Origin of the sequence: Streptomyces sp. NBC_00984 (assembly GCF_045162475.1) — a bacterium.
Classification (GTDB): domain Bacteria; phylum Actinomycetota; class Actinomycetes; order Streptomycetales; family Streptomycetaceae; genus Streptomyces.
In genome coordinates, this window is sequence record NZ_CP108734.1 from 6,942,249 (window position 1) to 6,965,757 (window position 23,509).

Below are 23,509 nucleotides of genomic sequence, written 5' to 3' on the forward strand. Positions count from 1 at the left end.
CACCCATATGGGGGCCGCGCACCCCGTGTGGCCCTGACCTGCCGGTTCTTCCGGGACCCAGCCCCACCGGCCGCCACAACCCTGCGGAATGCGAGATTCCGGTCGTGTGGAGCCCTTCCCCGGCCGGGAACCGGGTTGCACGGACCTTGCCGAATGGGTGGCCAGGAAGCTCCCGAGGGGTGATCATGAGAGTCCAGAGCGCACTTCCCATGAGGAGGCACGGGTGGCCGAGACTCTGAAGAAGGGCAGCCGGGTTACCGGCGCCGCGCGTGACAAGCTCGCGGCAGACCTGAAGAAGAAGTACGACTCCGGTGCGAGCATCCGGGCGTTGGCCGAAGAGACCGGCCGCTCCTACGGATTCGTCCACCGGATGCTCAGTGAGTCCGGAGTCACGCTGCGGGGACGCGGCGGAGCGACACGGGGCAAGAAGGCCGCAACGGCCTGACGCCCCAGGCCGTCGGGGCAGGTCGTCCGGCCTGTCCCGGGGCTCACCGGTTTCGGCGGTGGCCACCCGGTCGGCAGTGATGCCGACCGGGTGGTTACTGTTCAGTCACTTAGCTCTGCGTGCTGACTGAACCGATCCGGAGGCGCCTCATGACCTCGCTCGACTCTGTGCTCGACAAGGACGGCGTACGACTCACCGTCGACGACGCGGTCGCCACGGTGACCCTCACCAATCCGGCCAAGCGCAACGCTCAGTCCCCCGCTCTGTGGCGGGCGTTGACGGAGGCCGGCCGGGCACTGCCCGGAAGTGTGCGGGTCGTCGTGCTCCGCGGCGAGGGCAAGTCCTTCTCCGCGGGACTCGACCGGCAGGCGTTCACCCCCGAGGGGTTCGACGGCGAGCCGTCCTTCCTCGACATGGCGCGCGGCCCGGAGGCCGAGCTCGACGCGACCATTGCCGAGTACCAGGAGGCGTTCAGCTGGTGGCGCCGCAACGACATCGTGTCGATCGCGGCCGTCCAGGGACATGCGATCGGTGCCGGCTTCCAGCTCGCCCTCGCCTGCGATCTGCGGATCGTCGCCGAGGACGTGCAGTTCGCCATGCGCGAGACCAGCCTCGGTCTGGTGCCCGACCTCACCGGCACGCACCCCCTGGTGAACCTGGTGGGGTACGCCCGCGCGCTCGAAATCTGCGCCACGGGCCGCTTCGTGCACGCCGAGGAGGCCGAGCGCACCGGCCTGGCCAACCTCGTCGTCCCCGCCGGTGAGCTGGACGCCGCGGCCCGCGATCTGGCCGGCGCGCTGCTGGCCGCCCCGCGCGACGCCGTCGTGGAGACCAAGGCGCTGCTGAGCGGTGCCGTCTCCCGTGGTTACGAGGAGCAGCGCGTCGCCGAACGCGCCGCGCAGGGCCGTCGGCTGCGCGATCTGGCGGGCATCACCGACTGAGCGCCCGTCCCACGACCGCGGGCGGGCCCGGCGCCCCGGGCCCGCCCCGCGCTCAGCCCCGCTCCACCACCGCGGTGACCAGCACCGCGACCGAGGGGTGCCCCTCCACGGCGTTCGCCACGGCGCCCCGCACCGCACGGGCCACGTCGAGCGCCCGGTGGCCCGGATCCGTCGCCAGCTCGACCCGCACCCGGTCCGGGCCCGTGTGCACCGCATGGCCCAGCACCCGGGTCAACGTCACCACACCCGGAACACCCGCAGCCGCGGTCGCCGCCACCCCCTCCGCCCGTGCCCCGCGCACCTCGGCCGGGACGGGAGCAGGCCGATCGGGCGGTGTGTCCAGCAGCTCCGTCACCCGGACGTCCACCGTGGCCACCACCAGGCCGAGCCGCTGCGAGGCCGCCGTCAGCAGCGCCGAGCGCAGCGCCTCGGCCGCGGCGGGCAGCGGCTGACCGGACACGGCCGACATGGTCGCCTCGATCCGCAGCGGCCCCGGCGGCAGTGCGCTGGGCGGCGGCTCCACCTCCGCGTCCGGTGCCCCGTCCGGATCGGCCACCGAGATCCTGAGCTCCCCGAGCACGGGGCCGGGGCCCGGTCCCGCCACCACGCCGCGCAGCACCGTGACCGCGGCCCGCTCGGAGATCCAGGCCCCGTCCGCCGGACCGCCCAGCGGAAGCAGCCGGCCGAGGCCGAGCCGTTGCCGGACCGCCGCTGTCCATCCGTCGGCCCCGCGCGGGCCGTCAGCCGTCGTCATTTCCCCAGCCTGCCGCATCCACGGCGCGGTACGGGGCAAGCGCACCTAATGTGGGCAAAGAGGGCCTTTCATTTGGATCAGGGCGGAACGGGGCGCAGTGCCAGACCCCGCGAGCCCGGTCTGGTCCGGACGAGAGGCCCTGGGTCCCAACCTGCCCCGAAGGGAAGAATGGCGATGACCGACACCACACAGCGGAACCGGCCCGAGAGCCCCGACAAGGAGTCGAGCCCGCTCACCAAGCGCGGCGGGGGAGCCCCCGCCACCCGTGGCCGTACGACCATCGCCGACGGAGTGGTCGAGAAGATCGCGGGAATGGCGGCACGCGACGTGGTCGGCGTCCACGCGATGGGCAGCGGTTTCTCGCGCACCTTCGGAGCGGTGCGCGACCGGGTACCCGGTGGTGGCAAGTCCGTCACCCGCGGGGTGAAGGCGGAGGTCGGTGAGTCGCAGACCGCTCTCGACCTGGAGATCGTCGTCGACTACGGCGTTGCGATCTCCGACGTCGCCCGTGACGTACGGGAGAACGTGGTCGCGGCGGTCGAGCGGATGACCGGTCTGGAGGTCGTCGAGGTCAATATCGCGGTGAGCGACGTGAAGCTGCCCGACGAGGCCGATGACGACGACCAGCCCGAGCCACGTCTCCAGTAGGCCTCCGGCGCGAGGCAGTTGAGGAGCGCACGATGAGCATGGCTGTGGTCGGCATGGTGGCCGGCATGGCACTCGGATTCGCCGGGTACTTCGGCGGTTTCGGGGCCTTCCTGCTGGTGGCGGCCCTGGGAGCGGTCGGCTTCGTCGTCGGCCGCCTCCTGGAGGGCGACCTGGAACCCGGCGACTTCTTCCGGAGTCGCGAGCGCGGCGACCGACGGCGGTGACGGCGTTGTCGGGGGCGAGCGGCCGGATCGCCGCAGGTGAGCGCGGGGAGACCCGGATCGCCGACCGGGTGGTCGCGAAGATCGCCGCACAGGCGGCGAAGGAGGCGATCGACGAGCCGCCGGAGGAGGGCGCCGCACCGCACGCCACGGTCACGGTGCACCGGGACACCGCCCGGGTCCGGGTGAGCCTGGAGCTCGGATACCCCTCCGACATCGGCCGCCAGTGCGGCGGGGTGCGTCGGCATGTCGCCGAGCGGGTAAAGGCGTTGGCGGGGATGGAAGTGCCCGAGGTGGCCGTACAGGTCGAGCGCCTGCATCCGACGGGAGCGAGCATCGCGGCACAGGGGAGGATCCGATGACCGAGCCCCATGAACCCGAGCACCCTACGCGACGGCTGCCCACCACCGGCCCGGTCGAAGAGGCCGGGAAGGGGGATGCGCCCGAAGAGAAGGGGGATGTGCTCCCACTCGACCAGTCCGCCTCGTCCGCCGCGTACGACCCGGTGCCCGCACAGCGGGAGGGCGGCGGCAGGGCGGGCCGCTTCTGGTCCGCGCGCCGCGTCCCCGCCGCGGTCCTCGCGCTCGTGGTCCTCGGCGGCAGTGGCCTGCTGCTCTACGACGTGGTGGCGGTGCGGGCCGACCGCCCCGCGATGCGGTGGCGAAGGGCGCTGGCCGACGAGCTCGCCCGGCGCCCGCTGGAGAGCGCCTGGCTGCTCGGCGCCGCGGCGGTCGCCGTGGCGATCGGCCTGTGGCTGCTGGTGCTCGCCGTCACCCCCGGGCTCCGCGACCTGCTGCCGATGCGCCGCGACCGTCCCGGCGTACGGGCCGCCCTCGACCGGTCCGCGGCCGCACTGGTCCTGCGCGACCGGGCCGTCGAGGTGTCCGGGGTGCAGTCGGTACGGGTCCGGATGGGGCGGAGCAGGGCGGTGGTGCGCGCCGTGTCGCACTTCCGTGAACTCGACGACGTACGGGCCGATCTGGACACCGTGCTCGGGACCGGCATCAGGGAACTGGGGCTGGCCAGGCCGCCGAGCCTGTCCGTGCATGTCCGCCGGCCCGCGAAGAAGGGGTGAGCCCGTTGCTCAGGACCGTCAACCGGGTACTGCTCGGCCTGGCCGGGCTGGTACTGATCTGCGGCGGCGGCGCGGTGCTCGCCACCGGTCTCGGCCTCTCCGTACCGTCCTGGTGGCCCTGGTACGGCAAGCGCGATGTGCTCATCAGCGAGGCCGACCGGGACCGCTGGCGCGACCAGGGCTGGTGGTGGCCGACGGTCATCGCCGTTCTCGCCGTCGTGGTCGTCCTCGCCCTGTGGTGGCTGCTGGCCCAACTGCGTCGCGCCCGCCTCGCCGAGGTGCTGGTGGACAGCGGCGACGGCGAGGGGGCGCTGCTGCGGGGCCGGGCCCTGGAGACGGTGCTCGCCGACGAGGCGGGGACGCTGGACGGGGTGGCCCGCGCCCAGGTCGCGCTGACCGGCCGGCGCAGCTCGCCGCATGCCCGGATCCGCCTGCTGATGGAGCCGCACGCGGCGCCGGACGAGGCGCTCGGCCGCCTCACCGACGAGGCGCTGGCCCATGCGCGGGATTCGGCGGGGCTGGCCGAGCTGCCGGCCGAGGTACGGCTGAGGGCGGTCAAGCACCGCGCGGAGCGGGTGAGCTGACAGCCGGTCGCCGGACGGGTCGGCCGGCGACCGGGGGACGGACCCGGTTCAGAAACCGTGCCGGGAACCGCCGTCGACCGGCACCATGACGCCCGTCAGATACGACGCCGCGGGCGAGAGCAGGAACGCCGCGGTCCGGCCGAACTCCTCCGGCGTGCCGTAGCGCCGCAGCGGGATCCGCGCCTCGTTGGCCGCCCGGGAGGCCTCCGCGTCGCCCGCGAGGGCGTCCAGTTCACGTACCCGGTCCGTGTCGATCCGGGCCGGCAGCACGCCCACCACCCGGATGCCGCGGGGACCGAGCTCGTCGGCCAGGGACTTGGCGAAACCGGCCAGGCCGGGACGCAGACCGTTGGAGATGGTCAGCCCGGCGATCGGCTCGTACACGGAGCCGGAGAGCACGAAGCCGATGACACCGCCCTCGCCGAGCACGGCCGCCGCGGCCCTGGCGAGACGTACCGCGCCCAGGAACACCGACTCGAAGGCCGACTGCCACTGCTCGTCGGTGTTGTCGGCCAGGAAACCGGGAGCCGGTCCGCCGACGCTGATGAGAATGCCGTCGAGCCGCCCGAACCGCTCGTGCGCCGCGTCCACCAGGCGCTGTGCGGACGCGGGGTCGGCGTTGTCGGCGGCGAGGCCGACCGCGTCCGGCCCCAGTTCGGCGGCGGCGGCCTCGGCACGCTTCTTGTCCCGGCCGGTGACGATCACCCTCGCGCCGTCGTCGGCGAGCACCCGCGCCGTGGCGTTGCCCAGCCCCCGGGTCGCTCCGGTGACGATGTACACACGGTCCTTCAGTCCAAGATCCATGGCCCCTATCCTGCCGCGTCGGGCTCCAGCGTGTCCTCCCCGGCCAGTGCCATGGCGGTGCCCACGAGGCCGATGTGGCTGAACGCCTGCGGGAAGTTGCCCAGCTGACGGCACCCGGCGGTGTCGTACTCCTCGGCGAGCAGCCCCACATCGTTGCGGAGCGCCAGGAGCTGCTCGAAGAGATCTCTGGCCTCTTCGGCGCGCCCGGTCAGGAGCAGGGCGTCGGCCATCCAGAACGAGCACGCCAGAAAGGCGCCCTCACTGCCGGGCAGCCCGTCGATCGAGGAGCCGTCCGTGCTGTAGCGGCGGACCAGGCAGCCGCTGCCGAGCTCGGCCCGGACCGCGTCGACCGTTCCGATCAGCCGGGGATCGTCCGGCGGCAGGAAGCCCGTCCGGGCGATCAGCAGCGTCGCGGCGTCCAGGTTCCGGGAGCCGTAGGACTGCGTGAAGGTGTTCCGTTCCGGGTCGTAGCCCTTCTCGCACACCTCCCGGTGCACGGCGTCCCGCATCGCCCGCCACCGGTCGGGGTCGCCGGTCAGCGCGGGATTGTTCTCCAGGGTGTGTACGGCACGGTCGGCGGCGACCCAGGCCATCACCTTGGAGTGCACGAAGTGGCGGCGCTGGCCGCGGATCTCCCACAGCCCCTCGTCCGGCTCGCGCCAGGTGGATTCCAGGAAGCCGAGCAGGCTGAGCTGCAGATTCCAGGCGTGCGGCTTGTCGTCCAGACCCGCCTCGCGCGCGAGCCGCAAGGAGTCGATGACCTCCCCGTACACATCGAGCTGACGCTGGCGGACCGCGGCGTTGCCGATCCGGACCGGGGCGGAGCTCTCGTATCCGCGCAGCCACGGCAGCTCCGCCTCGGGCAGTCTGCGTTCGCCCGCGAGGCCGTACATGATCTGCAGGTCGGCCGGGTCGCCGGCGACCGCCCGCAGCAGCCAGTCCCGCCAGGCGGCGGCCTCCTCCAGGTAGCCGGCCGAGATGAGGGCGCCGAGGGTCAGCGTGGAGTCCCGCAGCCAGCAGAAGCGGTAGTCCCAGTTCCGTACGCCCCCGATCTCCTCCGGCAGCGAGGTGGTGGGCGCTGCCACGATGCCGCCGGTCGGGCCGAAGGTCAGCGCCTTCAGCGTGATCAGCGAGCGGATCACCGCTTCCCGGTAGGGGCCCCGGTACTTGCACCGCGAGGACCACTCGGCCCAGTCGGACAGGGTGGTCTCCAGGGCCTGGTGGGGATCGACGAGCTCGGGGCGGGGCGAGTGCGAGGGGTGCCAGGTCAGTACGAACGCCACCTTCTCGCCCGCGGAGACGGTGAAGGACGAGCAGGTGGAGAACTGCTGGCCCCAGGTCTTGACCGGCGGCTCGCTGCGCAGCCAGGCCGAGTCCGGCCCCGCGACCGCCACCCGGTGCCCCTGCGAGCGGCGCACCCACGGCACGACCGAGCCGAAGTCGAAGCGCAGCCGGATCACGGAGCTCATCTCGACCGTGCCGCTGATGCCCTCGATGATCCGCATGACGTCGGGTTCCCGGTCACGCTGCGGCATGAAGTCGATGACCTTGACCGTGCCGGTGCGGGTCTCCCAGAACGTCTCCAGGACGAGGGACTCACCCGCGTAGCCGCGCCGGGTGCAGGTCTCCGCCCCCTTCGGGGCGATCCGCCAGTGGCCGTTGTCCTCGTCGCCGAGCAGGGCGGCGAAGCAGGCGCCCGAGTCGAAGCGGGGCAGACAGAGCCAGTCGACAGAACCGTTTCTGCCGACCAGGGCGGCTGTCTGGAGATCGCCGATGAGGCCGTAGTCCTCGATGCGTGGAGTCACGTTCTGGCGTGTTCCCGAACCTGGGCCTCGTTAAGCAAACCCGGACGGCGGGGGTCACCCGGCCGGAACGCCCCGGCCCGCATCCGGCGGACACGGCGTCACGCCGTGGCGGGCTCCGGCTTCTCCGGCTTTTCCGGTTCGGAGGGCTGCTGCGCCCCGGCGGCGTCCTTGGCCGCTGCCTCCACCCGGTCGCGCTTCTCCCGGCGGGCCAGGACCACGAACCCGACCGGGACACCGGCGGCGAAGAGCCACCACTGCACGGCGTACGCCATGTGCGGGCCGATCGAGCTGTCGTCCGGGGCCTCGATCAGTTCCGGGGAGCCACCTGCGGACTCGGGCGCGGTCTGCTCGATGTAGCCGCCGAGCACCGGCCGGGAGAGCCGCTTGGCCTCCTGGGCGCTGTTGATCAGCATCACCTGGCGGTCCGGCAGGTCCGAGATGTCCTTGATGCCGCTGGCACTCGTCGTCTCGTCGGCCTTGAGCCGTCCGGTGACGGTCACTTCGCCGCCGGGCACGGCCGGCACATCGGGGAAGGCGCGCTGACTGTCGGCGGAGGGCACCCAGCCGCGGTTGACCAGGACCGTGCCGCCGCCCTTGAGGTCGAGCGGGATCAGCACATGGACGCCGATCCGGCCGTCGGTGGAGGTCCTGCGGCGTACGACCACCTGATGGGCGGTGTCGTACGTACCCGTGGCCGTCACCGTCCGCCAGTAGTCGGAGCGCGGGACCGTGTGCCCCGGAGCGGTGAGCGAGGAGACCGGAACCGGCTTCGCCTTGAGGTTGCGGGAGATCAGGGAGTTCTGCGCGACCTTGTGCTCATGCCGGTGCAGCTGCCAGAAGCCCAGCTCGACCATCGTGGGAATCAGGACGAGGGCGAGGAGGGCGAGGATCAGCCACTGCCGGGTCAACAGGAAGCGGTACACCCCACGACGGTACAACTGTGCCGTGGGGTGCATCGCGCAGGGGGTGGGGGAAGGAGTCGCGGCGGCCGCTGCTCAGACTTTGTCGATGATGCCCACCTTCCCCTCGGCGCGGGCGCAGTGACCGCCGCAGAACCAGTGCCCGTCGACCTCGACGCCCTGGCCGATGATCTGGACCCGGCAGTGCTCGCAGATGGGCGCCATGCGGTGAATGGCGCAGGAGAAGCAGTCGAAGACATGCATCGCGCCCTGCGCGTGCACCTCGAAGGACATGCCGTAGTCGTTTCCGCAAACCTCGCAACGTGCCATGCGCCACAGGGTGGGACGCGGTGGCGGCGGCGGGCGAGCGGCGGGCGGGCGAGTCGCCGCCGGTTCACTCCGATGACGTCGCGGGTACCTCGGGGTTCTCCGTTCGGATCAGGCCGACGCGGGTGCCACGTCGCGCAGCAGATGGGTGAAGGCGCTCTCGTCCAGGATCGGTGTGCCGAACGACTTGGCCTTGACCGTCTTCGACGTCGCCGCGTCCGGGTCGTTGGTGACCAGGAGGCTGGTCAGCCGGGACACGCTGGTCGCCACATGCAGTCCGGCCTCCACGGCCCGGTCCTCCAGCAGCTCGCGGTCGACGGAGGTGTCCCCGGAGAAGGCCACCCGCATGCCCTGCATGAGGGGTTTGTCCTTCTCGTACCGCCCGGGGTTCGGATACGGACACGCCGGGCGCTTGCGCGAGGCGCGCCAGCTGTTCTGACCGTACGAGGGCTGGTAGCCGATCCGCGGTGTGACGGGGGAGTCCGACCACTCGGTCAGCGGCCGGCACTCCAGCAGCGGCAGCCGCACCCCGCCCCGCGCCGCCGCGTGCAGGCTCGGCCGGAACGCCTCGGCCAGCACCCGGGCGTCGTCCAGGGCGTGGTGGGCGCGCTGCTGCACGACGCCGAAGTGCGCGGCCAGCGACTCCAGCTTGTGGTTGGGCAGCGGCAGCCGCAGTTCCTTGGAGAGCGCGATGGTGCACAGCCGCTGTTCGACGGGGGCGACGACCGAGGCCCGTGCGTACTCCCGGGCCAGCATCGACCAGTCGAAAGCCGCGTTGTGCGCGACGAGGACGCGGTCCGTGAGCCGCTCGGAGAGCTGGGCGGCGACCTCCGGGAAGAGCGGGGCGCCTTCGAGGACATCAGTGGTCAGCCCGTGGATCCAGACCGGGCCGGGATCGCGTTCGGGGTTGACGAGGGTGTACCAGTGGTCCTCGACATTGCCCTGTGCGTCCAGGCGGTAGACGGCGGCGGACACTATCCGGTCGTCCCGTGCGAGTCCGGTGGTCTCCACGTCGACGACCGCGTACCCCTGCGGGTAGGCGGTCGGCCACGGTGCTGCGGTCTGGCGGTCGTCGAGCATGGTCACAGAGAATACGGGCCGCGACCGACAGTCTCCTATTCGGCCGCCTCCCGCTCCTGTGCACCGGTTCCGCTGCCCGCCCCTTGTTACGGGCGGCCTGCCAGCAGTCCTTCCACCAGGGCCCGCACGGAATCCTCGAACAGCCGGTCCGGGTCGGCGGGCCGGGCCAGCGCGCGGGCCAGCGCCGGATCGTCGTCCGCGGCGGACGCGGTCCACAGGTCGCCCTCGCCGGGTGACTGGACGGGGGACCGTTCCCGGTTGCGTTCGACGAGCAGGAAGCCGACGGTCTGGAACTGCACCGCCCGTACCGCTGCCGCCGCCCGTGTCCCGCGCAGCCCCGCGGCGTGCACCTCGTGGACGAGGGCCTGCTGCGCGGGCAGGAACATCCGCTCGGTGAGCCCTCGTTCGTGGACCATCGCGATCAGATGCGGCCTGGCCCGCAGTTGGCGGCGCAGGCCGCGGGCGACGGAGACGATGCGGGCCGCCGGGGTCCGGCCGGCCGGGCGGATGGTGCCCATCTCCTTCACGGTGCGCTCGACGAGGGCGTCCAGCAGCGATTCACGATTGCCGACGTGCCAGTAGATCGACGTCACCGCGGTGCCCAGTTCCGCGGCGAGCGCGCGCATGGTGAGGGCCTGCGGACCGTGCCGCCTCACCAGGGCGGCGGCCGTGTCCAGGACCTCTTCGCGGGTCAGCGACGATCGCGCCACAGCACTCCTTGATTCTCGAACTCCGTTACGTGCATGCCTATTTACCCTTCATCCTCGTCGGTGTAACTGTGTTACAGAACCCGGCACGGAGAACCGAGACACGGAGAACCGATTCACGGACGACCCGAAGGGTGGTACGGCATGGCACGCGTACGGTACGGCGCGCGCACCGAGGCCGAGATCGCGGCGGCCCGCGCGGCCCGCTCCACACTCCCCGACATCTGGTCCACCGGTGTGGTGGCCCTCTGGGAGACCGACCCCGACGCGGTGGCGGCCGTCCTCCCGCCGCCCCTCGAACCCGCACAGCGCCCGCTCGTCCGGGCCGGCATCAGTACGGTCGAACTCCCCGGCTACCCGCTCGGCGCGGGCTCCGTCGCCGTCGCCGCCGTCCACGACGGCCACGAGGGCTGGTATCCGCTCGTCATGCCGATGACCCATGAACGGGCGCTGACAGGCGGCCGTGAGGTGTTCGGCGAACCGAAGAAGCTCGGCGAGGTGACCGTCGAACGCGACGGCCTCGTCGTCCGGGCCGCGCTCGCCAGGCACGGCATCGAGTTCGTCGAGGTGCGCGGCGCGGTCAGCGGATCGCTACCGCTGCCCCGACCGACGGCCAAGCTCGACTTCTACTTCAAGTTCCTGCCCGCGGTGGACGGCGAGGGCTTCGACTCCGACCCCGTCCTGATCCACTGCACCCGGCACGAGAAGGTCCGCAGACTGGAACGCATCTCGGGCGATGTGGTGCTGCGCGAGTCGTTGTACGACCCGGTCGCCGATCTCCCCGTACGACGGCTGGTCGACCTCACCATCGGCGAGAAGACCAGCGACCAGCAGGGCAGGGCCGTGGAGCGGGTGAGCGCCGAGGCCCTGCTGCCGTACATCCACCAGCGTTACGACGACCCGCAGCAGATCCACGACGGCCCGCCGGAAGGGAGCGTCCGATGAGACTGGAGGAGGGTCAGGTCGCCGTCGTCACCGGCGCCGCGAGCGGCATCGGCCTGGCGATGGCGCGCAGGTTCGCCGCCGAGGGGCTGAAGGTCGTCCTCGCCGATGTGGAAGAGGACGCGCTCGACAAGGCGGCGGGCGCATTGCGCCAGGACGGTGCGCAGGTACTGTCCAGGGTCGTCGACGTCGGCGCACGCGACTCCGTGCAGGGCCTGGCCGAAGCCGCGTACGACACCTTCGGTGCCGTGCATGTGCTGTGCAACAACGCCGGCGTCGGCTCCGGGGCCGAGGGCCGGATGTGGGAGCACGAGCCGAACGACTGGAAGTGGGCGTTCGCGGTCAACGTCTGGGGCGTCTTCCACGGCATCCAGGCGTTCGTGCCGCGCATGATCGCGGGCGGCGGCCCCGGCCATGTCGTCAACACCTCGTCCGGGGACGGCGGGATCGCCCCGCTGCCGACCGCCTCCGTCTACGCGGTCACCAAGTCCGCGGTCGTCACGATGACCGAGTCGCTGTACGCACATCTGAAGGCCGAGGGCGCGCCGGTCGGTGCCTCGGTGCTCTTCCCCGGCCCGCACATGCTCCGTACCGGGCTGTGGGAGTCGCACCGCAACCGGCCGGAACGGTACGCCAAGGAGCGCCCGCGCAGAACCCCGTACCGCAGCCTCGACCAGTGGGAATCCGCCATGCGGGCAGCGGGCCACGAGGTGGAGTTCACCCCGGTGGAGGACGTCGCGGGGACCGTCGTGGACGGGATACGCGCCGACCGGTTCTGGATGCTGCCCGACAGCGAGCACAGCGACCAGCAGATCCGTGCCAGGTCGCAGTCGATGCTGGAGCGGGCCAACCCGTCGTACCTGGAGAGTTTCATACTCGACTGAGGAGCGAGCGATGACCGACGACCCGTACCTGATCATCTCCTCCGACTGCCACGCCGGGCTGCCCACGGAGGAGTACCGGCCCTACCTCGATTCCCGCTTCCACCAGGACTTCGACGACTTCCTCGCCGGGCGCGACCGCCGCCGCGAGGAGATGACCCGCCTCGGTGTGCGCAACGAGGCCTTCGCCGACAAGTGGTTCCACGACAACGAGGAAGGACTGAAGGGCGGTTGGGACGCGGCCCGGCGCCTCAAGGAACTGGACGGCGACGGGGTGGCGGCCGAGGTCGTCTTCCCCGACGCGGACGCCGTCGACAGCCGGACCGCCGCCCCGTTCGGCGTGGGCCTCGGGCTCTCCGGCGACCAGGACCCCGAACTGGGCATGGCGGGTGCGCAGGCCCACAACCGCTGGCTCGCCGACTTCGTCTCGCAGAACCCCGAACGCCACTGCGGGGTCGCCCTGTTGCCCGTCACCGGCGACGTCGGCCGAGTCGTCGCGGAGATCCACCGGGCCAAGGAGTCCGGACTCGGTGCGCTCATGATCCCCGCCATGTGGGTGGACAAGGCCCCGTACCACGACCGCCGTTACGACCCCGTGTGGGCGGCCGCCGCCGAGACGGCGATGCCGGTGGTCACGCACTCCGGGGCGGCCCCGCGCCACGAGTACGGTGACCACCTCGGGATCTACGTCTCCGAGGTCACCTGGTGGCCCTCCCGCCCGCTCTGGTTCCTGCTCTGGTCGGGCGCCTTCGAACGCCACCCCGGGCTGAGGTTCGGCGTCGCCGAGTCCGGCTGCTGGTGGCTGCCGAACCTCCTCTGGTTCATGGACCGGCTCTACCTCGGCGCCCACGGCGGCAAGAAACTCTCCCCGTTCGCCGAACTGAAGCGGCCCCCGCACGAGTACCTCGACCGCCAGGTCTTCATCTGCGCCACCAATACCAAACGCCGCGAGCTCGCCCAGCGGTACGAGATCGGCGTCGACAACATCCTGTGGGGCAGCGACTTCCCGCACCCCGAAGGCACCTGGCCGAACACCGCCCAGTGGCTGCGCAACACCTTCCACGACATCCCCGTCGCCGAGACCCGCCGCATGCTGGGCCTCGCCGCAGCCGAGGTCTTCGGCTTCGACACGGCGAAGCTCGCCCCGATCGCCGAGCGCATCGGCCCCACACCCGAGGACCTCGGCCAGAGCGCCGACCAGACGGCGGTCGAGGCGTCCTGGGCCAGGTCGCGCGAAGTGGGCCGGCACTGGCTGACCGACCACGACTTCCCGGTCCTGGGGGTTCGGTGATGGACCGCTACACGGTCATTTCCGCCGACTGCCATGCCGGAGCCGATCTCCTCGACTACAGGCCCTACCTGGAAGCGAAGTACCACGACGACTTCGACGCGTGGGCGGCGACCTACGTCAATCCGTACGAGGACCTCCTCGCCGACACCGCCGACCGCAACTGGAACTCCGCACGCCGCGTCGCCGAGCTGGAGGCGGACGGCATCGTCGCGGAGGTCGTCTTCCCAAACACCATCCCGCCGTTCTTCCCCTCCGCCTCCCTGATGGCGCCCGCGCCGTCGCGGACGGAGTACGAACAGCGCTGGGCCGGCCTGCGCGCCCACAACCGCTGGCTCGCCGACTTCTGCGCGCAGGCCCCGGGCCGGCGCGCGGGCGTGGCGCAGATCCTCCTCAACGACCCGGCGGAAGCGGCCCGCGAGGTCCGCCGCACCAAGGCCGCGGGCCTCACCGGCGGCATCCTGCTGCCCGGCGCACCGCCCGGCTCCGGCATTCCTGAGCTGTACTCGCAGGTGTACGACCCGCTGTGGGCGGTCTGCGAGGAACTGGACGTACCCGTGAACCACCACGGCGGCTCGGCCTCCCCGCCGCTCGGCGACGAACCGGCGGCGCGCGCCGTCTTCATGGTGGAGACGACCTGGTTCTCGCACCGGGCGCTGTGGCACCTGGTCTTCGGCGGAGCGTTCCGTCGCCATCCCGGACTGAAACTGGTCCTCACCGAACAGGGCTCCGGCTGGATCCCCGGCGTCGTGGAGATGCTGGACTACTACCACGGCCGCCTGGTCGCGGCGGCGAACCGGGCAGCCACCGCCGAGTCCAGATTCGGCGCGGGGCTCGCCGCCTCGATGGGCGCGAGCCCCGGCGAGGTCTGGCGCGACAACTGCTACGTGGGCGCCAGCTTCATGCGGCCCCATGAGGTGCCGTTGCGCGACCGGATCGGCCTCGACAAGATCATGTGGGGCAGCGACTACCCGCACGACGAGGGCACTGCCCCGTACTCACGGGAGGGCCTGCGGATCGCGTACGCGGGCCTGCCGCCCGAGGAGATCGCAGCGATGACCGGCGGCAACGCGGCCCGCGTCTACGGGTTCGACCTGGCGGCGCTCGACCGCATCGCGGCCGGGGTCGGCCCGACGGTCGAGGAGATCGCCGAGCCGCTGAAGGAGGTTCCGCCCGACGCGACCAGCCCCGCCTTCGCACCGGGCGGGTCGGTACGCGTCTGGTGACCGCGTGGGGTGAGACCATCCCCGGGTGACGGATATCCGGACGCACGACGAACCGCACGGCAATGGCCTCGGCGCACGGCTGAACTGGCTGCGCGCCGCGGTCCTCGGCGCCAACGACGGTGTGGTCTCCACCGCGGGCCTGGTCGTCGGCGTGGCCGGCGCCACCGGCGAGCGCGGTGTCCTGCTCACGGCGGGCCTGGCCGGACTGCTGGCCGGGTCCATGTCGATGGCCGCGGGCGAGTACGTCTCGGTCTCCACCCAGCGCGATTCGGAGCAAGCCGCCCTCGCGACGGAGAAACGGGAGCTGACGGAGGCCCCGGAGGCGGAACTCGCCGAGCTGACCGGCCTGTTGGAGGGCAAGGGGCTGAGCCGGGACGTCGCCCGCGAGGCCGCCCTCCAGCTCACCGAACGCGATGCGCTGCGCGCCCACGCCGAGGTCGAGCTGGGCATCGACCCGGACGAGCTGACGAACCCGTGGCACGCCGCGGGCGCGAGCTTCCTGGCGTTCACGGTGGGCGCGCTGCTGCCGCTGCTGGCGATCGTGCTGCCGCCGTCGTCGCTGCGGCTCCTGGTGACCGTGCTGTCGGTACTGGCGGCGCTCGCACTCACCGGCTGGTGGAGCGCGCGGCTGGGCGAGGCGAGGGTGGGGCCGGCGGTGCTGCGGAACATGGGCGGGGGAGCGCTGGCGATGGCGGTCACCTATGGGGCGGGGGAGTTGCTGGGGGCGGTGGGGGTGTAGGGCAGCGCGCAGCCGCGTTTGGCAGAAGTCGCCAAAAACTGCTGACACCGTGTCTCGCATACTTGTTGGTAACTACGTCTGGCCCCCGGCCGACCTGCGGCTCTACGGTGCTCGTATGCCGCCGAACCTGCCCGATGTCGTGCTCTGGTCCATACCGGCCTTCGTCCTGCTCACTGTTCTGGAAATGGCCCTCCACCACTTCCACCCCGACGAGGACGCCGCCGGATACGAGACGAAGGACACCGTCACCAGCATCAGCATGGGGCTGGGCAGCCTGGTCTTCGACCTGCTGTGGAAAGTGCCCATCGTCGCGATCTACACCGCGGTCTACGAGCTGACCCCGCTCCGCGTCCCCGTGCTGTGGTGGACCGTCCCGCTGATGCTGCTCGCACAGGACTTCTTCTACTACTGGTCCCACCGCGGGCACCACGTCATCCGGATCCTCTGGGCCTGCCACGTGGTCCATCACTCCAGCCGGAAGTTCAACCTCTCCACCGCGCTGCGCCAGCCCTGGACGTCGCTGACCGTCTGGCCGTTCTACCTGCCGATGATCGCGTGCGGGGTCCATCCGGCCGCGCTCGCCTTCTGCTCGTCGGCGAACCTCGTCTACCAGTTCTGGGTGCACACCGAACGCGTCGACAAGCTCCCCAGGCCCTTCGAGTACGTACTCAACACGCCCTCCCACCACCGGGTGCACCACGCGTCGCAGGGCGGCTACCTGGACCGGAACTTCGGCGGCATCCTCATCCTCTGGGACCGGCTCTTCGGGTCCTTCACCGCCGAGACCGAGCGGCCCGTGTTCGGTCTCACCAAGAACATCGGCACCTTCAACCCGCTCCGGGTCGCCACCCACGAGTACGCCGCCATCGCCCGTGACGTGCGGGCGGCGGGCAGCTGGAGCGAGCGGGCCGGGCGGATCTTCCGCGGGCCCGGCTGGCAGCCGGCCGGAACGGCCGCCCGTACGGCCGCCCCCGCCGCGGAGCGCACCGGATGAGCGCCGACGCCGCCCCGGACCGGCGGGAGCGTCTCGTACGCCCGCTGTTCATCGCCTTCCTCGTGGCCTCGGCCGTCGACCTCGTCGGTGTGCTCGCCGACATCCCGGTCGCCCACCTCGTCGCCAAGCCGCTGCTGATGCCGCTGCTGGCCGGGTACGCCGCCGCCCGGCGCGGCCCCCGGCTGCTCATCGCGGCGCTGCTGTTCGGCTGGGGCGGCGACACGCTCCTGCTGCCCGACGCCGATGCCGCCTTCCTCATCGGGATGGCCTCCTTCGCCGCGGGGCACGTCTGCTACCTGTGGCACTTCGGACGGGCCCGCGGCTCGCTGCCCGCCGGGCTCGTGTACGCCGCCGTCCTGGCCGGCTTCATCGCACTGCTCTGGCCCGGACTGCCCGCTGAGATGCGGATCCCGATGGCCGGCTACAGCCTGCTGCTCACGGCGATGGCGTACCGCGCCGGTACCCTCGGCCGGTACGCGGCCGCGGGCGGGACGCTCTTCCTGCTCTCCGACGCGCTCATCGCCACCGGCATCGCGGACTGGCCGCAGCTGCCCGCCCCCGACTTCTGGGTCATGCTCACCTACATCGCGGCGCAGTTCCTGCTGACCGCCGGAATCCTCGCCCCGGGGCCGACATGGGCCGGTGCCACCCCCGGGGCGTACCGTGAACGGAGTATCAGCAGCTGAGACCGGCAAGGACCCCCACGCATGCGCGCCACCGTCATCCACGCCCCCCACGACATACGCGTGCAGGAGGTGCCCGACCCGTCCGTGCAGCAGCCCACCGATGTGGTGCTGCGGGTCCTGAGGGCCTGCATCTGCGGCAGCGACCTGTGGGCGTACCGCGGCGAGTCCGCCCGGCAGCCCGGCCAGCGCATCGGGCACGAGTTCCTCGGGATCGTCGAGGAGGCGGGTTCCGAGGTGGCAGGTTTCGCCGTGGGCGACCTCGTCGTCGCCCCCTTCGTCTGGTCCGACGGCACCTGCGCCTACTGCGCCGAGGGCCTGACGACCTCCTGCCCGCAGGGCGGCTTCTGGGGCTCGGTCGGCTCCGACGGCGGGCAGGGCGAGGCCGTGCGCGTCCCGTTCGCCGACGGCACGCTGATCAAGCTCCCCGCCGCCGCGGCCGCCGACGACCACCTGCTCACCGCGCTCCTCGCCCTGTCCGACGTGCTCGGCACCGGACACCACGCGGCCGTCGGCGCGGGCGTGCAGCCCGGTTCCACCGTCGCGGTCGTCGGTGACGGAGCGGTCGGGCTGTGCGGCGTCATGGCCGCCAAGCGGCTCGGCGCCGAGCGGATCATCGCGCTCGGCCGGCACCGTGCGCGCACGGACATCGCCCGCACCTTCGGCGCCACGGACGTCGTCGCCGAGCGCGGCGAGGCGGCCGTCGAAGCCGTACGGGAACTGCTCGGCGGCGAGGGCGCGCACGCCGTGATCGAGGCCGTCGGCACCGAGCAGTCGATGCGTACCGCCGTCGGGATCACCCGCGACGGCGGCTCCATCGGCTACGTCGGCGTGCCGCACGGCAGCGGCACCGGACTGGACCTCGGCGTCATGTTCGACCGGAACATCGCCCTGCGCGGCGGCGTCGCCCCCGTGCGCACCTACATCCCGGAACTGCTCCCCGACATCCTGGCCGGCACGATCGACCCGTCGCCCGTCTTCGACCTGGCCGTGGGCCTCGACGACGTCCCCGCCGGTTACCGGGCGATGGACGAGCGCACCGCCCTGAAGGTGCTCATCAAGCCGTGAGCCAGGCGGCGGCGTCCGCCCCCAGCGGGCCGGGCGGGCGCGACCAGTCGGCGGGCGAGCCGTCGAAGGCGACCGGTGGCACCGCGTGCCGCAGCCGGCCCAGCGGGCTGTCCGTCTCCGTGATCCACTTCTCCGGGTCGTACGAACCTCCGGCCGCCGCGCCGGGTTCCTGCCGGGCGGGCAGCTCGTCGAGCAGCCAGGCGGCGGTACGGGCGAGCGAGAGCGTCGCCAGCCGGGAGCCGCCCTCGTCGTGCTGCTCGGTCAGCGCCCGCAGCACGGCGGCGGCCAGCAGATAGCCGGTGCCGTGGTCGAGCGCCTGGGCGGGCAGCGCACCGGGCCGCCCGCCGGGCCCGGCGTCGGCCTCGACCGACGCGATGCCGGTGGCCACCTGGACCAGGCTGTCGAAGCCGCGCTGCCCGGCCCACGGACCGTGCCCCCAGGCCGAGAGCCGCCCGATCACCAGCCCCGGCCTGCGCGCGGCCAGGGACCGGGGCGTCAGCCCGAACCGCTCGACCGCACCGGGCCGGTAGCCGATGACGACCACGTCCGCGTCGGCCAGCAGCCCGTCGAAGGCGGCCGCACCGGAGCGGCCGGAGAGATCCAGGTCCACCGACCGCTTCCCGAAACCGGTGTCGCTGTGCGCGTCCGGGCTCTCCGGGAGCTGCGGCGCGTCGATCCTCAGGACGTCCGCGCCGAGCAGCGCGAGCGTACGGGTGGCGACCGGCCCCGCGATCACCCGGGTGAGGTCCAGGACCCGCAACCCGGCGGCGGGCAGCAGCGGTTCACCGCTGAGCGGCGCGGTCCGGCGCGCCGGTGCGCCGTCGATGCGGTCCCGGGCCACCAGCGGCGTGCCCGCGACCGCGGCGCCCCGCGGATCGGCCGCCCACTCCTCGGGCGTACGGGCGGCCACGGCCAGGCCGCCCGCCGCGTACACCGTCCGCTCGATCTCGTCGCCCCGGCGCCCGGCGAACGAGGCGGCGGCGGCCGCCACGGCGACGTCGTCCGGGGTGTCCGCGGGCAGCTCCAGTGTGGCGAGCAACCGGGCCCGGTGGTGCGGGTAGTTGGCGTGCGTACGGACCCAGCCGTCCGCGGTGCGCCAGAACCGGGACAGCGGGGCGAAGTTGGTCGGTGCGCGTCCGTCGATCCGCAGATGGCGCTCGCTGGTGAACGCCGTGGCCACCGCGCCCGCGTCGATCCGGACCCGCGGCACGGGACGCCCGGTGCGGCGCGCGGCCAGCTCGGCGGCGGCCAGCGAGCAGACCGCGACGGCGGAACGGGCCAGTTCCAGGACGGGCAGCCGGGCGGGGAGCAGTCCGTCGGGACCGTCCGTCCCGAGGTGCGCGAGAAGTGCGGGATCACCGCCGAGCGCCGCCCAGGCCTGTTCGGTTCCGGACATTCGTGCGTCAGTCATCCCCACACTATGGCACTGAGTGCCACCAGGCGGGAGGGGCCGCCCGAAGACTCCGGCCCCTCCCGCCGCGCGGCGTTCCCGCTACCAGCGGACCGCGTTCAGCGCGTTCACCACACCGGCACCGTAGAAGCCGTTGCGGTTCTTGCCGCCCTCGCAGACGGCGTCGATCTTGCCGTCACCGTCGATGTCGTACGGGGCACCGCACGCGGTGGCGTCGGCCTCCGCGAGCAGCAGCGCCTTCACCGCGGCCGCCGAGGCGTGCGGGTGCGTCGACTTGATCAGGGCCGCGACACCCGCGACATGCGGGGAGGCCATCGACGTACCGGCCTTGTAGCCGTACTCGCCGTTCGGCAGCGTGGACAGGATCAGACCGCTGGTGGCCGGCGGTGCGGGCGTCTGGTAGGCCGTGGAGTCGCCGCCCGGCGCCGCCACGTCGATGACGCCGTTGCCGTAGTTCGAGTACGAGGCCTTCAGTCCCTTGGCACCGGTCGCGGAGACCGTCACGACGCCCGGCAGCTGCACCGGGATGTCCAGGCACTCGCGCGGGTTGATCGTCCGGGTGACGGCCGTGCTGTCGTTCGGGCTCTGCGTGTCCTCGATCGCGTCGGAGGCGAGGTCGAAGCTGCTGTTGCCGGACGAGGCGATGTTGACCGTGCCCTTGCGCTCCGCGTACCGCGTGGCACGCGCGACGGCCTCGACCAGGGCGCCCTGGTCGGGGTCGTTCTTGCAGTTGAACATCCACGGGTCGGTGAAGTAGCTGTTGTTGGTGACATCGACACCGTGCTCGGCGGCCCAGACGAAGCCGCAGACGATCGACTCCGTGTAGAAGAACCCGTCCGGGTTCGCCACCTTGATCCCGGCGACCTTGACGCCCGGCGCGACGCCCGTCACCCCGATGCCGTTCTTCGCGGCGGCGATGGTCCCCGCGACATGCGTGCCGTGGTTGCTCTCGCCGGTCTTCGGCCGCCAGGCGCCGTCCGTCGTGTCCGGCGCCCCGGAAGCACAGCTCGCCGACGCCCCGCGGTCGAAGTTCGGCGCCAGGTCCGGATGGGTGTCGTCGACACCCGTGTCGATGACCGCGACCGTGACCTTGCTGCTGCCCAGCGTCTTCTTGTGCGCCTGGTCCGCCTTGATGGCGGGCAGATCCCACTGGAGGGGCTCCATCGGATCCTGGCCCGCCGTCGCCTCCGCCGCCGCGGCCGTCGCCTGCGCGGCGGTGAGCGGCTGCTCGTCCCCGGTGTCCGTGGTGGCCTGCGGAACGATGGGGTTGGTGCGGGTGGCCCCTGCCGAATCGACCCCCTTGACCCGGCGGACCGTCTTGGCGAAGTCCGGGTTCTGCGAGTGGACGACGATGACGCCGATCTGCTCGTAGGCGACCACCACCGTGCCACCGGCCTCGGCTATCGCCTTCTTCACCTGCTTGACGGTCCCGTGACCGCCCCGCGTGTTGACCACGTACGAGAGCTTCGGGCCGTCCGTCGACACCGCAGCCGTGGGCTGCGCGTCCATGGGTGCGGCAGAGGCGGCACCCGTCGGCAGGAAGCCGAGCGAGGCCGTGAGTGCCAATCCGACGGGCAACGTGAGTGCGCGCGTCCGTCTGGATCCCAGATGAGCCATGGGGTCTCCACATCATCCGTACCGGTCGACCGGACACGGGCGTGTCCGGTCGCGTACATGACCAGTGAAGTTATCGCTGATCATCCCCGCTCATCAATGAGTTCGCAGGGCCGGGTTCGGCCGGACGGGCGCGAAACGGCGCGCGGGAGAAGTACGGAGCCGCGGTGAACCGCTTCGCCGTGCTCTCCGTGCCGTTGTCGGGGGAGGTGCACCGACACCCCCGATACCGGACCTTCCCAGTGAGATCCACCGTCACCGACACCACCGCACCCGCGTCGCGAGGAGATTCCGTGGCTACCGATGCACCGCCGCCGACCGAGGCCAGTACGGACACCCGCCCTGCCCCGCCCACGACCGAGGCGTTCGTCGCGATGCAGGAGAGCGAGGAGTTCGGCGAACTGCGCCGCTCGTACCGCTCGTTCGCCTTCCCGCTGACCATCGCGTTCGTCATCTGGTACCTGCTCTACGTGCTGCTGTCCAACTACGCGGGCGGCTTCATGGGCGCCAAGGTGTACGGCAACATCAACGTGGCCTTCGTCTTCGGCCTCGCCCAGTTCGTCACCACCTTCCTCATCGCCTGGTTCTACTCCCGGCACGCGGCCGCGAAGCTCGACCCGAAGGCCGAGGCCATCAAGTCCCGTATGGAGGCCGACGCATGAGCGCCGCGTACCACTCGCACCCCGCCGTCCAGCTGGCCGCCTCCTCGACCACCGAGCACCGGCCGCTGATCATCACGCTCTTCGCCGTGTTCGTCGCCGCGACCCTGGGCATCACCGTCTGGGCCGGACGGCAGACCCGGAGCGCCTCCGACTTCTACGCGGGCGGCCGCCAGTTCACCGCCTTCCAGAACGGACTCGCGGTCTCCGGCGACTACATGTCCGCCGCGTCGTTCCTCGGTATCGCCGGCGCCATCGCCCTCTTCGGCTACGACGGCTTCCTGTACTCCATCGGCTTCCTCGTCGCCTGGCTCGTCGCCCTGCTGCTGGTCGCCGAACCACTGCGCAACTCGGGCCGCTACACGATGGGCGACGTCCTCGCCTACCGGATGCGCCAGCGCCCGGTCCGTACCGCCTCCGGCGTCTCCACCATCGTCGTCTCGATCTTCTACCTGCTGGCCCAGATGGCGGGCGCGGGCGTCCTGGTCTCGCTGCTCCTCGGCATCACCAGCGACGCGGGCAAGATCCTCATCGTCGCCCTCGTCGGCGTACTCATGATCGTGTACGTCACCATCGGCGGGATGAAGGGCACCACCTGGGTGCAGATGGTCAAGGCCGTACTGCTCATCGCCGGTGCCCTCCTGATGACCTTCCTGGTGCTGCTGAAGTTCGACTTCAACATCTCCGACCTGCTGGGCACGGCCGCCTCGAAGAGCGGCCACGGAGCGGCGTTCCTGGAGCCCGGCCTCAAGTACGGCGCCACCGGCACCTCGAAGCTGGACTTCCTCTCCCTCGGCATCGCCCTGGTCCTCGGCACCGCCGGCCTGCCGCACATCCTGATCCGCTTCTACACGGTGCCGACCGCCAAGGCCGCCCGTAAGTCCGTCAACTGGGCCATCGGCATCATCGGCGCCTTCTACCTGATGACGATCGCCCTCGGCTTCGGCGCCGCGGCCCTCATCGGTCCCGACGAGATCAAGGCGAAGAACCCGGCCGGCAACGCGGCCGCCCCGCAGCTCGCCGAATACCTCGGCGGGGTCGGTTCCACCGGCGGCGCCGTGCTGCTCGCGGTGATCTCGGCGGTGGCCTTCGCCACCATCCTCGCCGTCGTCGCGGGACTCACCCTCGCCTCCTCGTCCTCCTTCGCGCACGACATCTACGCCAATGTCATCCGCAGGGGGAAGGCCACCGAGAAGGAGGAGATGCGGGCCGCCCGCTGGGCCACCGTCCTCATCGGCGCGGTCGCGATCGTCCTGGGCGCCTTCGCCCGTGACATGAACGTCGCCGGACTGGTGGCGCTCGCGTTCGCCGTCGCCGCCTCCGCCAACCTGCCGACCATCCTCTACAGCCTCTTCTGGAAGCGGTTCACCACCCAGGGCGCGCTGTGGTCGATCTACGGCGGCCTGGCCGGCTCGGTGCTCCTGGTGCTGTTCTCGCCCGTCGTCTCCGGCAACCCGAAGACGTCGATGTTCAAGGGCGTCGACTTCGCCTGGTTCCCGCTGGAGAACCCCGGCCTGATCTCCATTCCGCTGGGCTTCCTGCTCGGCTGGATCGGCTCCCTCCTCTCGAAGGAGGAGCCGGACAAGGGCAAGTACGCCGAGCTGGAGGTCAAGTCCCTCACCGGTGTCGGAGCGCACTGACCGGGCGCCGTCCCGGGCGGCCCTCCCGCTCCGTGGCCGTGTCGTAGAGTCCTACGACACGGCCACGCCGCTCC

Annotated in this window: 26 protein-coding genes; 17 read left to right on the forward strand and 9 right to left on the reverse strand. The window is 71.8% G+C overall.

Translation table 11 applies throughout. The annotated features are described in order from the left end of the window. Nucleotides 1–223: 223 nt before the first annotated feature. Entirely contained in the window at nt 224–445 is a 222-nt protein-coding gene (locus tag OG520_RS31030) for a helix-turn-helix domain-containing protein (RefSeq protein ID WP_018518904.1), read from the forward strand. Nucleotides 446–594: 149 nt separating this feature from the next. Beyond that, entirely contained in the window at nt 595–1,386 is a 792-nt protein-coding gene (locus tag OG520_RS31035) for an enoyl-CoA hydratase/isomerase family protein (protein WP_389977415.1), read from the forward strand. A gap of 52 nt (nt 1,387–1,438) precedes the next feature. On the opposite strand, the gene OG520_RS31040 is transcribed toward OG520_RS31035, so the two are convergent. Then, complete coding sequence (locus OG520_RS31040; RefSeq protein ID WP_406015348.1) at nt 1,439–2,140, reverse strand: hypothetical protein; 702 nt, start codon at nt 2,138–2,140, stop codon at nt 1,439–1,441. A 174-nt stretch (nt 2,141–2,314) separates the two neighbouring features. Between OG520_RS31040 and OG520_RS31045 the strand changes: the two genes are divergently transcribed. Genes OG520_RS31045 through amaP form a run of 5 tightly spaced genes read left to right on the forward strand, consistent with a single transcriptional unit; the run spans nt 2,315 to nt 4,668 of the window. Beyond that, nucleotides 2,315–2,788: an Asp23/Gls24 family envelope stress response protein gene (locus tag OG520_RS31045; protein ID WP_399325527.1), complete on the forward strand. Its 474-nt coding sequence runs from the start codon at nt 2,315–2,317 to the stop codon at nt 2,786–2,788. A gap of 32 nt (nt 2,789–2,820) precedes the next feature. Continuing rightward, on the forward strand, nt 2,821–3,012 hold the full coding sequence (locus OG520_RS31050; protein ID WP_389977424.1) for a hypothetical protein: 192 nt from the start codon (nt 2,821–2,823) through the stop codon (nt 3,010–3,012). After that, nucleotides 3,009–3,371: a hypothetical protein gene (locus OG520_RS31055; RefSeq protein ID WP_385331710.1), complete on the forward strand. Its 363-nt coding sequence runs from the start codon at nt 3,009–3,011 to the stop codon at nt 3,369–3,371. The genes OG520_RS31050 and OG520_RS31055 overlap by 4 nt, the downstream gene beginning before the upstream one ends. Continuing rightward, nucleotides 3,368–4,084, forward strand: coding sequence for a DUF6286 domain-containing protein (locus OG520_RS31060; protein WP_399325525.1), 717 nt, complete (start codon nt 3,368–3,370; stop codon nt 4,082–4,084). The genes OG520_RS31055 and OG520_RS31060 overlap by 4 nt, the downstream gene beginning before the upstream one ends. Before the next feature lie 5 nt (nt 4,085–4,089). Then, nucleotides 4,090–4,668: an alkaline shock response membrane anchor protein AmaP gene (amaP, locus tag OG520_RS31065; protein ID WP_399326749.1), complete on the forward strand. Its 579-nt coding sequence runs from the start codon at nt 4,090–4,092 to the stop codon at nt 4,666–4,668. Nucleotides 4,669–4,716: 48 nt separating this feature from the next. Here amaP and OG520_RS31070 read toward each other — a convergent pair whose 3' ends face one another. The 6 genes from OG520_RS31070 to OG520_RS31095 all read right to left on the reverse strand — a co-directional run bounded on the left by OG520_RS31070 (nt 4,717) and on the right by OG520_RS31095 (nt 10,293). After that, nucleotides 4,717–5,472 carry an SDR family oxidoreductase gene (locus OG520_RS31070; RefSeq protein WP_399325524.1) on the reverse strand — a complete coding sequence of 252 codons (756 nt, stop codon included), beginning with the start codon at nt 5,470–5,472 and terminating at the stop codon, nt 4,717–4,719. 5 nt (nt 5,473–5,477) lie between these two features. Continuing rightward, nucleotides 5,478–7,277, reverse strand: coding sequence for a glycoside hydrolase family 15 protein (locus tag OG520_RS31075; protein WP_406015349.1), 1,800 nt, complete (start codon nt 7,275–7,277; stop codon nt 5,478–5,480). A gap of 98 nt (nt 7,278–7,375) precedes the next feature. Beyond that, complete coding sequence (locus tag OG520_RS31080; RefSeq protein ID WP_399325520.1) at nt 7,376–8,200, reverse strand: SURF1 family protein; 825 nt, start codon at nt 8,198–8,200, stop codon at nt 7,376–7,378. Between the two features lie 72 nt (nt 8,201–8,272). Further along, nucleotides 8,273–8,506 (reverse strand): hypothetical protein, encoded by a 234-nt coding sequence (locus tag OG520_RS31085; protein ID WP_266421122.1) that lies wholly within the window; start codon nt 8,504–8,506, stop codon nt 8,273–8,275. A gap of 108 nt (nt 8,507–8,614) precedes the next feature. After that, on the reverse strand, nt 8,615–9,589 hold the full coding sequence (locus OG520_RS31090; protein ID WP_406015350.1) for a DEDDh family exonuclease: 975 nt from the start codon (nt 9,587–9,589) through the stop codon (nt 8,615–8,617). An 80-nt stretch (nt 9,590–9,669) separates the two neighbouring features. Beyond that, entirely contained in the window at nt 9,670–10,293 is a 624-nt protein-coding gene (locus OG520_RS31095) for a TetR/AcrR family transcriptional regulator (RefSeq protein WP_399325515.1), read from the reverse strand. 141 nt (nt 10,294–10,434) lie between these two features. Here OG520_RS31095 and OG520_RS31100 point away from each other — a divergent pair, with 141 nt between their 5' ends. The 8 genes from OG520_RS31100 (at nt 10,435) to OG520_RS31135 (ending at nt 18,111) form a co-directional block, all read left to right on the forward strand. After that, complete coding sequence (locus OG520_RS31100) at nt 10,435–11,235, forward strand: acetoacetate decarboxylase family protein (protein WP_406015351.1); 801 nt, start codon at nt 10,435–10,437, stop codon at nt 11,233–11,235. Continuing rightward, entirely contained in the window at nt 11,232–12,116 is an 885-nt protein-coding gene (locus OG520_RS31105) for an SDR family NAD(P)-dependent oxidoreductase (protein ID WP_406015352.1), read from the forward strand. The genes OG520_RS31100 and OG520_RS31105 overlap by 4 nt, the downstream gene beginning before the upstream one ends. 10 nt (nt 12,117–12,126) lie before the next feature. Next, nucleotides 12,127–13,404 (forward strand): amidohydrolase family protein, encoded by a 1,278-nt coding sequence (locus OG520_RS31110; RefSeq protein WP_406015353.1) that lies wholly within the window; start codon nt 12,127–12,129, stop codon nt 13,402–13,404. Beyond that, complete coding sequence (locus OG520_RS31115) at nt 13,404–14,627, forward strand: amidohydrolase family protein (RefSeq protein WP_406015354.1); 1,224 nt, start codon at nt 13,404–13,406, stop codon at nt 14,625–14,627. The genes OG520_RS31110 and OG520_RS31115 overlap by 1 nt, the downstream gene beginning before the upstream one ends. 25 nt (nt 14,628–14,652) lie before the next feature. Next, a complete protein-coding gene (locus tag OG520_RS31120) occupies nt 14,653–15,366 on the forward strand; it encodes a VIT family protein (RefSeq protein ID WP_406015355.1) in 714 nt (237 codons plus the stop codon). Between the two features lie 115 nt (nt 15,367–15,481). Then, nucleotides 15,482–16,360: a sterol desaturase family protein gene (locus OG520_RS31125; protein WP_406015356.1), complete on the forward strand. Its 879-nt coding sequence runs from the start codon at nt 15,482–15,484 to the stop codon at nt 16,358–16,360. After that, on the forward strand, nt 16,357–17,046 hold the full coding sequence (locus OG520_RS31130) for a lysoplasmalogenase (RefSeq protein ID WP_406015357.1): 690 nt from the start codon (nt 16,357–16,359) through the stop codon (nt 17,044–17,046). Before OG520_RS31125 ends, OG520_RS31130 begins: the two co-directional genes overlap by 4 nt. Before the next feature lie 21 nt (nt 17,047–17,067). After that, complete coding sequence (locus tag OG520_RS31135; RefSeq protein WP_406015358.1) at nt 17,068–18,111, forward strand: zinc-dependent alcohol dehydrogenase family protein; 1,044 nt, start codon at nt 17,068–17,070, stop codon at nt 18,109–18,111. On the opposite strand, the gene OG520_RS31140 is transcribed toward OG520_RS31135, so the two are convergent. Continuing rightward, a complete protein-coding gene (locus tag OG520_RS31140; protein ID WP_406016610.1) occupies nt 18,101–19,507 on the reverse strand; it encodes a CoA transferase in 1,407 nt (468 codons plus the stop codon). The two genes, OG520_RS31135 and OG520_RS31140, sit on opposite strands and share 11 nt — an antisense overlap. A gap of 96 nt (nt 19,508–19,603) precedes the next feature. Next, nucleotides 19,604–21,139, reverse strand: a complete 1,536-nt coding sequence (locus OG520_RS31145; RefSeq protein ID WP_406015359.1) for a S8 family peptidase — start codon at nt 21,137–21,139, stop codon at nt 19,604–19,606. A gap of 290 nt (nt 21,140–21,429) precedes the next feature. Here OG520_RS31145 and OG520_RS31150 point away from each other — a divergent pair, with 290 nt between their 5' ends. Together OG520_RS31150 and OG520_RS31155 are read left to right on the forward strand one after the other, a co-directional pair. Next, nucleotides 21,430–21,798 (forward strand): DUF485 domain-containing protein, encoded by a 369-nt coding sequence (locus OG520_RS31150; protein ID WP_399325495.1) that lies wholly within the window; start codon nt 21,430–21,432, stop codon nt 21,796–21,798. Next, nucleotides 21,795–23,435 (forward strand): cation acetate symporter, encoded by a 1,641-nt coding sequence (locus tag OG520_RS31155; protein ID WP_385331749.1) that lies wholly within the window; start codon nt 21,795–21,797, stop codon nt 23,433–23,435. Before OG520_RS31150 ends, OG520_RS31155 begins: the two co-directional genes overlap by 4 nt. Nucleotides 23,436–23,509 lie beyond the last annotated feature (74 nt).

Excerpts from the sequence above, each read along its gene's own strand:
- OG520_RS31105 (WP_406015352.1), top strand. The coding sequence starts at position 11,232 with ATGAGACTGGAGGAGGGTCAGGTCGCCGTCGTCACCGGCGCCGCGAGC.
- OG520_RS31045 (WP_399325527.1), top strand. The coding sequence starts at position 2,315 with ATGACCGACACCACACAGCGGAACCGGCCCGAGAGCCCCGACAAGGAG.
- OG520_RS31070 (WP_399325524.1), bottom strand. The coding sequence starts at position 5,472 with ATGGATCTTGGACTGAAGGACCGTGTGTACATCGTCACCGGAGCGACC.
- OG520_RS31130 (WP_406015357.1), top strand. The coding sequence starts at position 16,357 with ATGAGCGCCGACGCCGCCCCGGACCGGCGGGAGCGTCTCGTACGCCCG.
- OG520_RS31085 (WP_266421122.1), bottom strand. The coding sequence starts at position 8,506 with ATGGCACGTTGCGAGGTTTGCGGAAACGACTACGGCATGTCCTTCGAG.
- OG520_RS31135 (WP_406015358.1), top strand. The coding sequence starts at position 17,068 with ATGCGCGCCACCGTCATCCACGCCCCCCACGACATACGCGTGCAGGAG.
- OG520_RS31110 (WP_406015353.1), top strand. The coding sequence starts at position 12,127 with ATGACCGACGACCCGTACCTGATCATCTCCTCCGACTGCCACGCCGGG.
- OG520_RS31035 (WP_389977415.1), top strand. The coding sequence starts at position 595 with ATGACCTCGCTCGACTCTGTGCTCGACAAGGACGGCGTACGACTCACC.
- OG520_RS31115 (WP_406015354.1), top strand. The coding sequence starts at position 13,404 with ATGGACCGCTACACGGTCATTTCCGCCGACTGCCATGCCGGAGCCGAT.
- OG520_RS31140 (WP_406016610.1), bottom strand. The coding sequence starts at position 19,507 with ATGTCCGGAACCGAACAGGCCTGGGCGGCGCTCGGCGGTGATCCCGCA.
- OG520_RS31145 (WP_406015359.1), bottom strand. The coding sequence starts at position 21,139 with ATGGCTCATCTGGGATCCAGACGGACGCGCGCACTCACGTTGCCCGTC.
- OG520_RS31100 (WP_406015351.1), top strand. The coding sequence starts at position 10,435 with ATGGCACGCGTACGGTACGGCGCGCGCACCGAGGCCGAGATCGCGGCG.
- OG520_RS31050 (WP_389977424.1), top strand. The coding sequence starts at position 2,821 with ATGAGCATGGCTGTGGTCGGCATGGTGGCCGGCATGGCACTCGGATTC.
- OG520_RS31155 (WP_385331749.1), top strand. The coding sequence starts at position 21,795 with ATGAGCGCCGCGTACCACTCGCACCCCGCCGTCCAGCTGGCCGCCTCC.
- OG520_RS31040 (WP_406015348.1), bottom strand. The coding sequence starts at position 2,140 with ATGACGACGGCTGACGGCCCGCGCGGGGCCGACGGATGGACAGCGGCG.
- OG520_RS31060 (WP_399325525.1), top strand. The coding sequence starts at position 3,368 with ATGACCGAGCCCCATGAACCCGAGCACCCTACGCGACGGCTGCCCACC.
- OG520_RS31125 (WP_406015356.1), top strand. The coding sequence starts at position 15,482 with ATGCCGCCGAACCTGCCCGATGTCGTGCTCTGGTCCATACCGGCCTTC.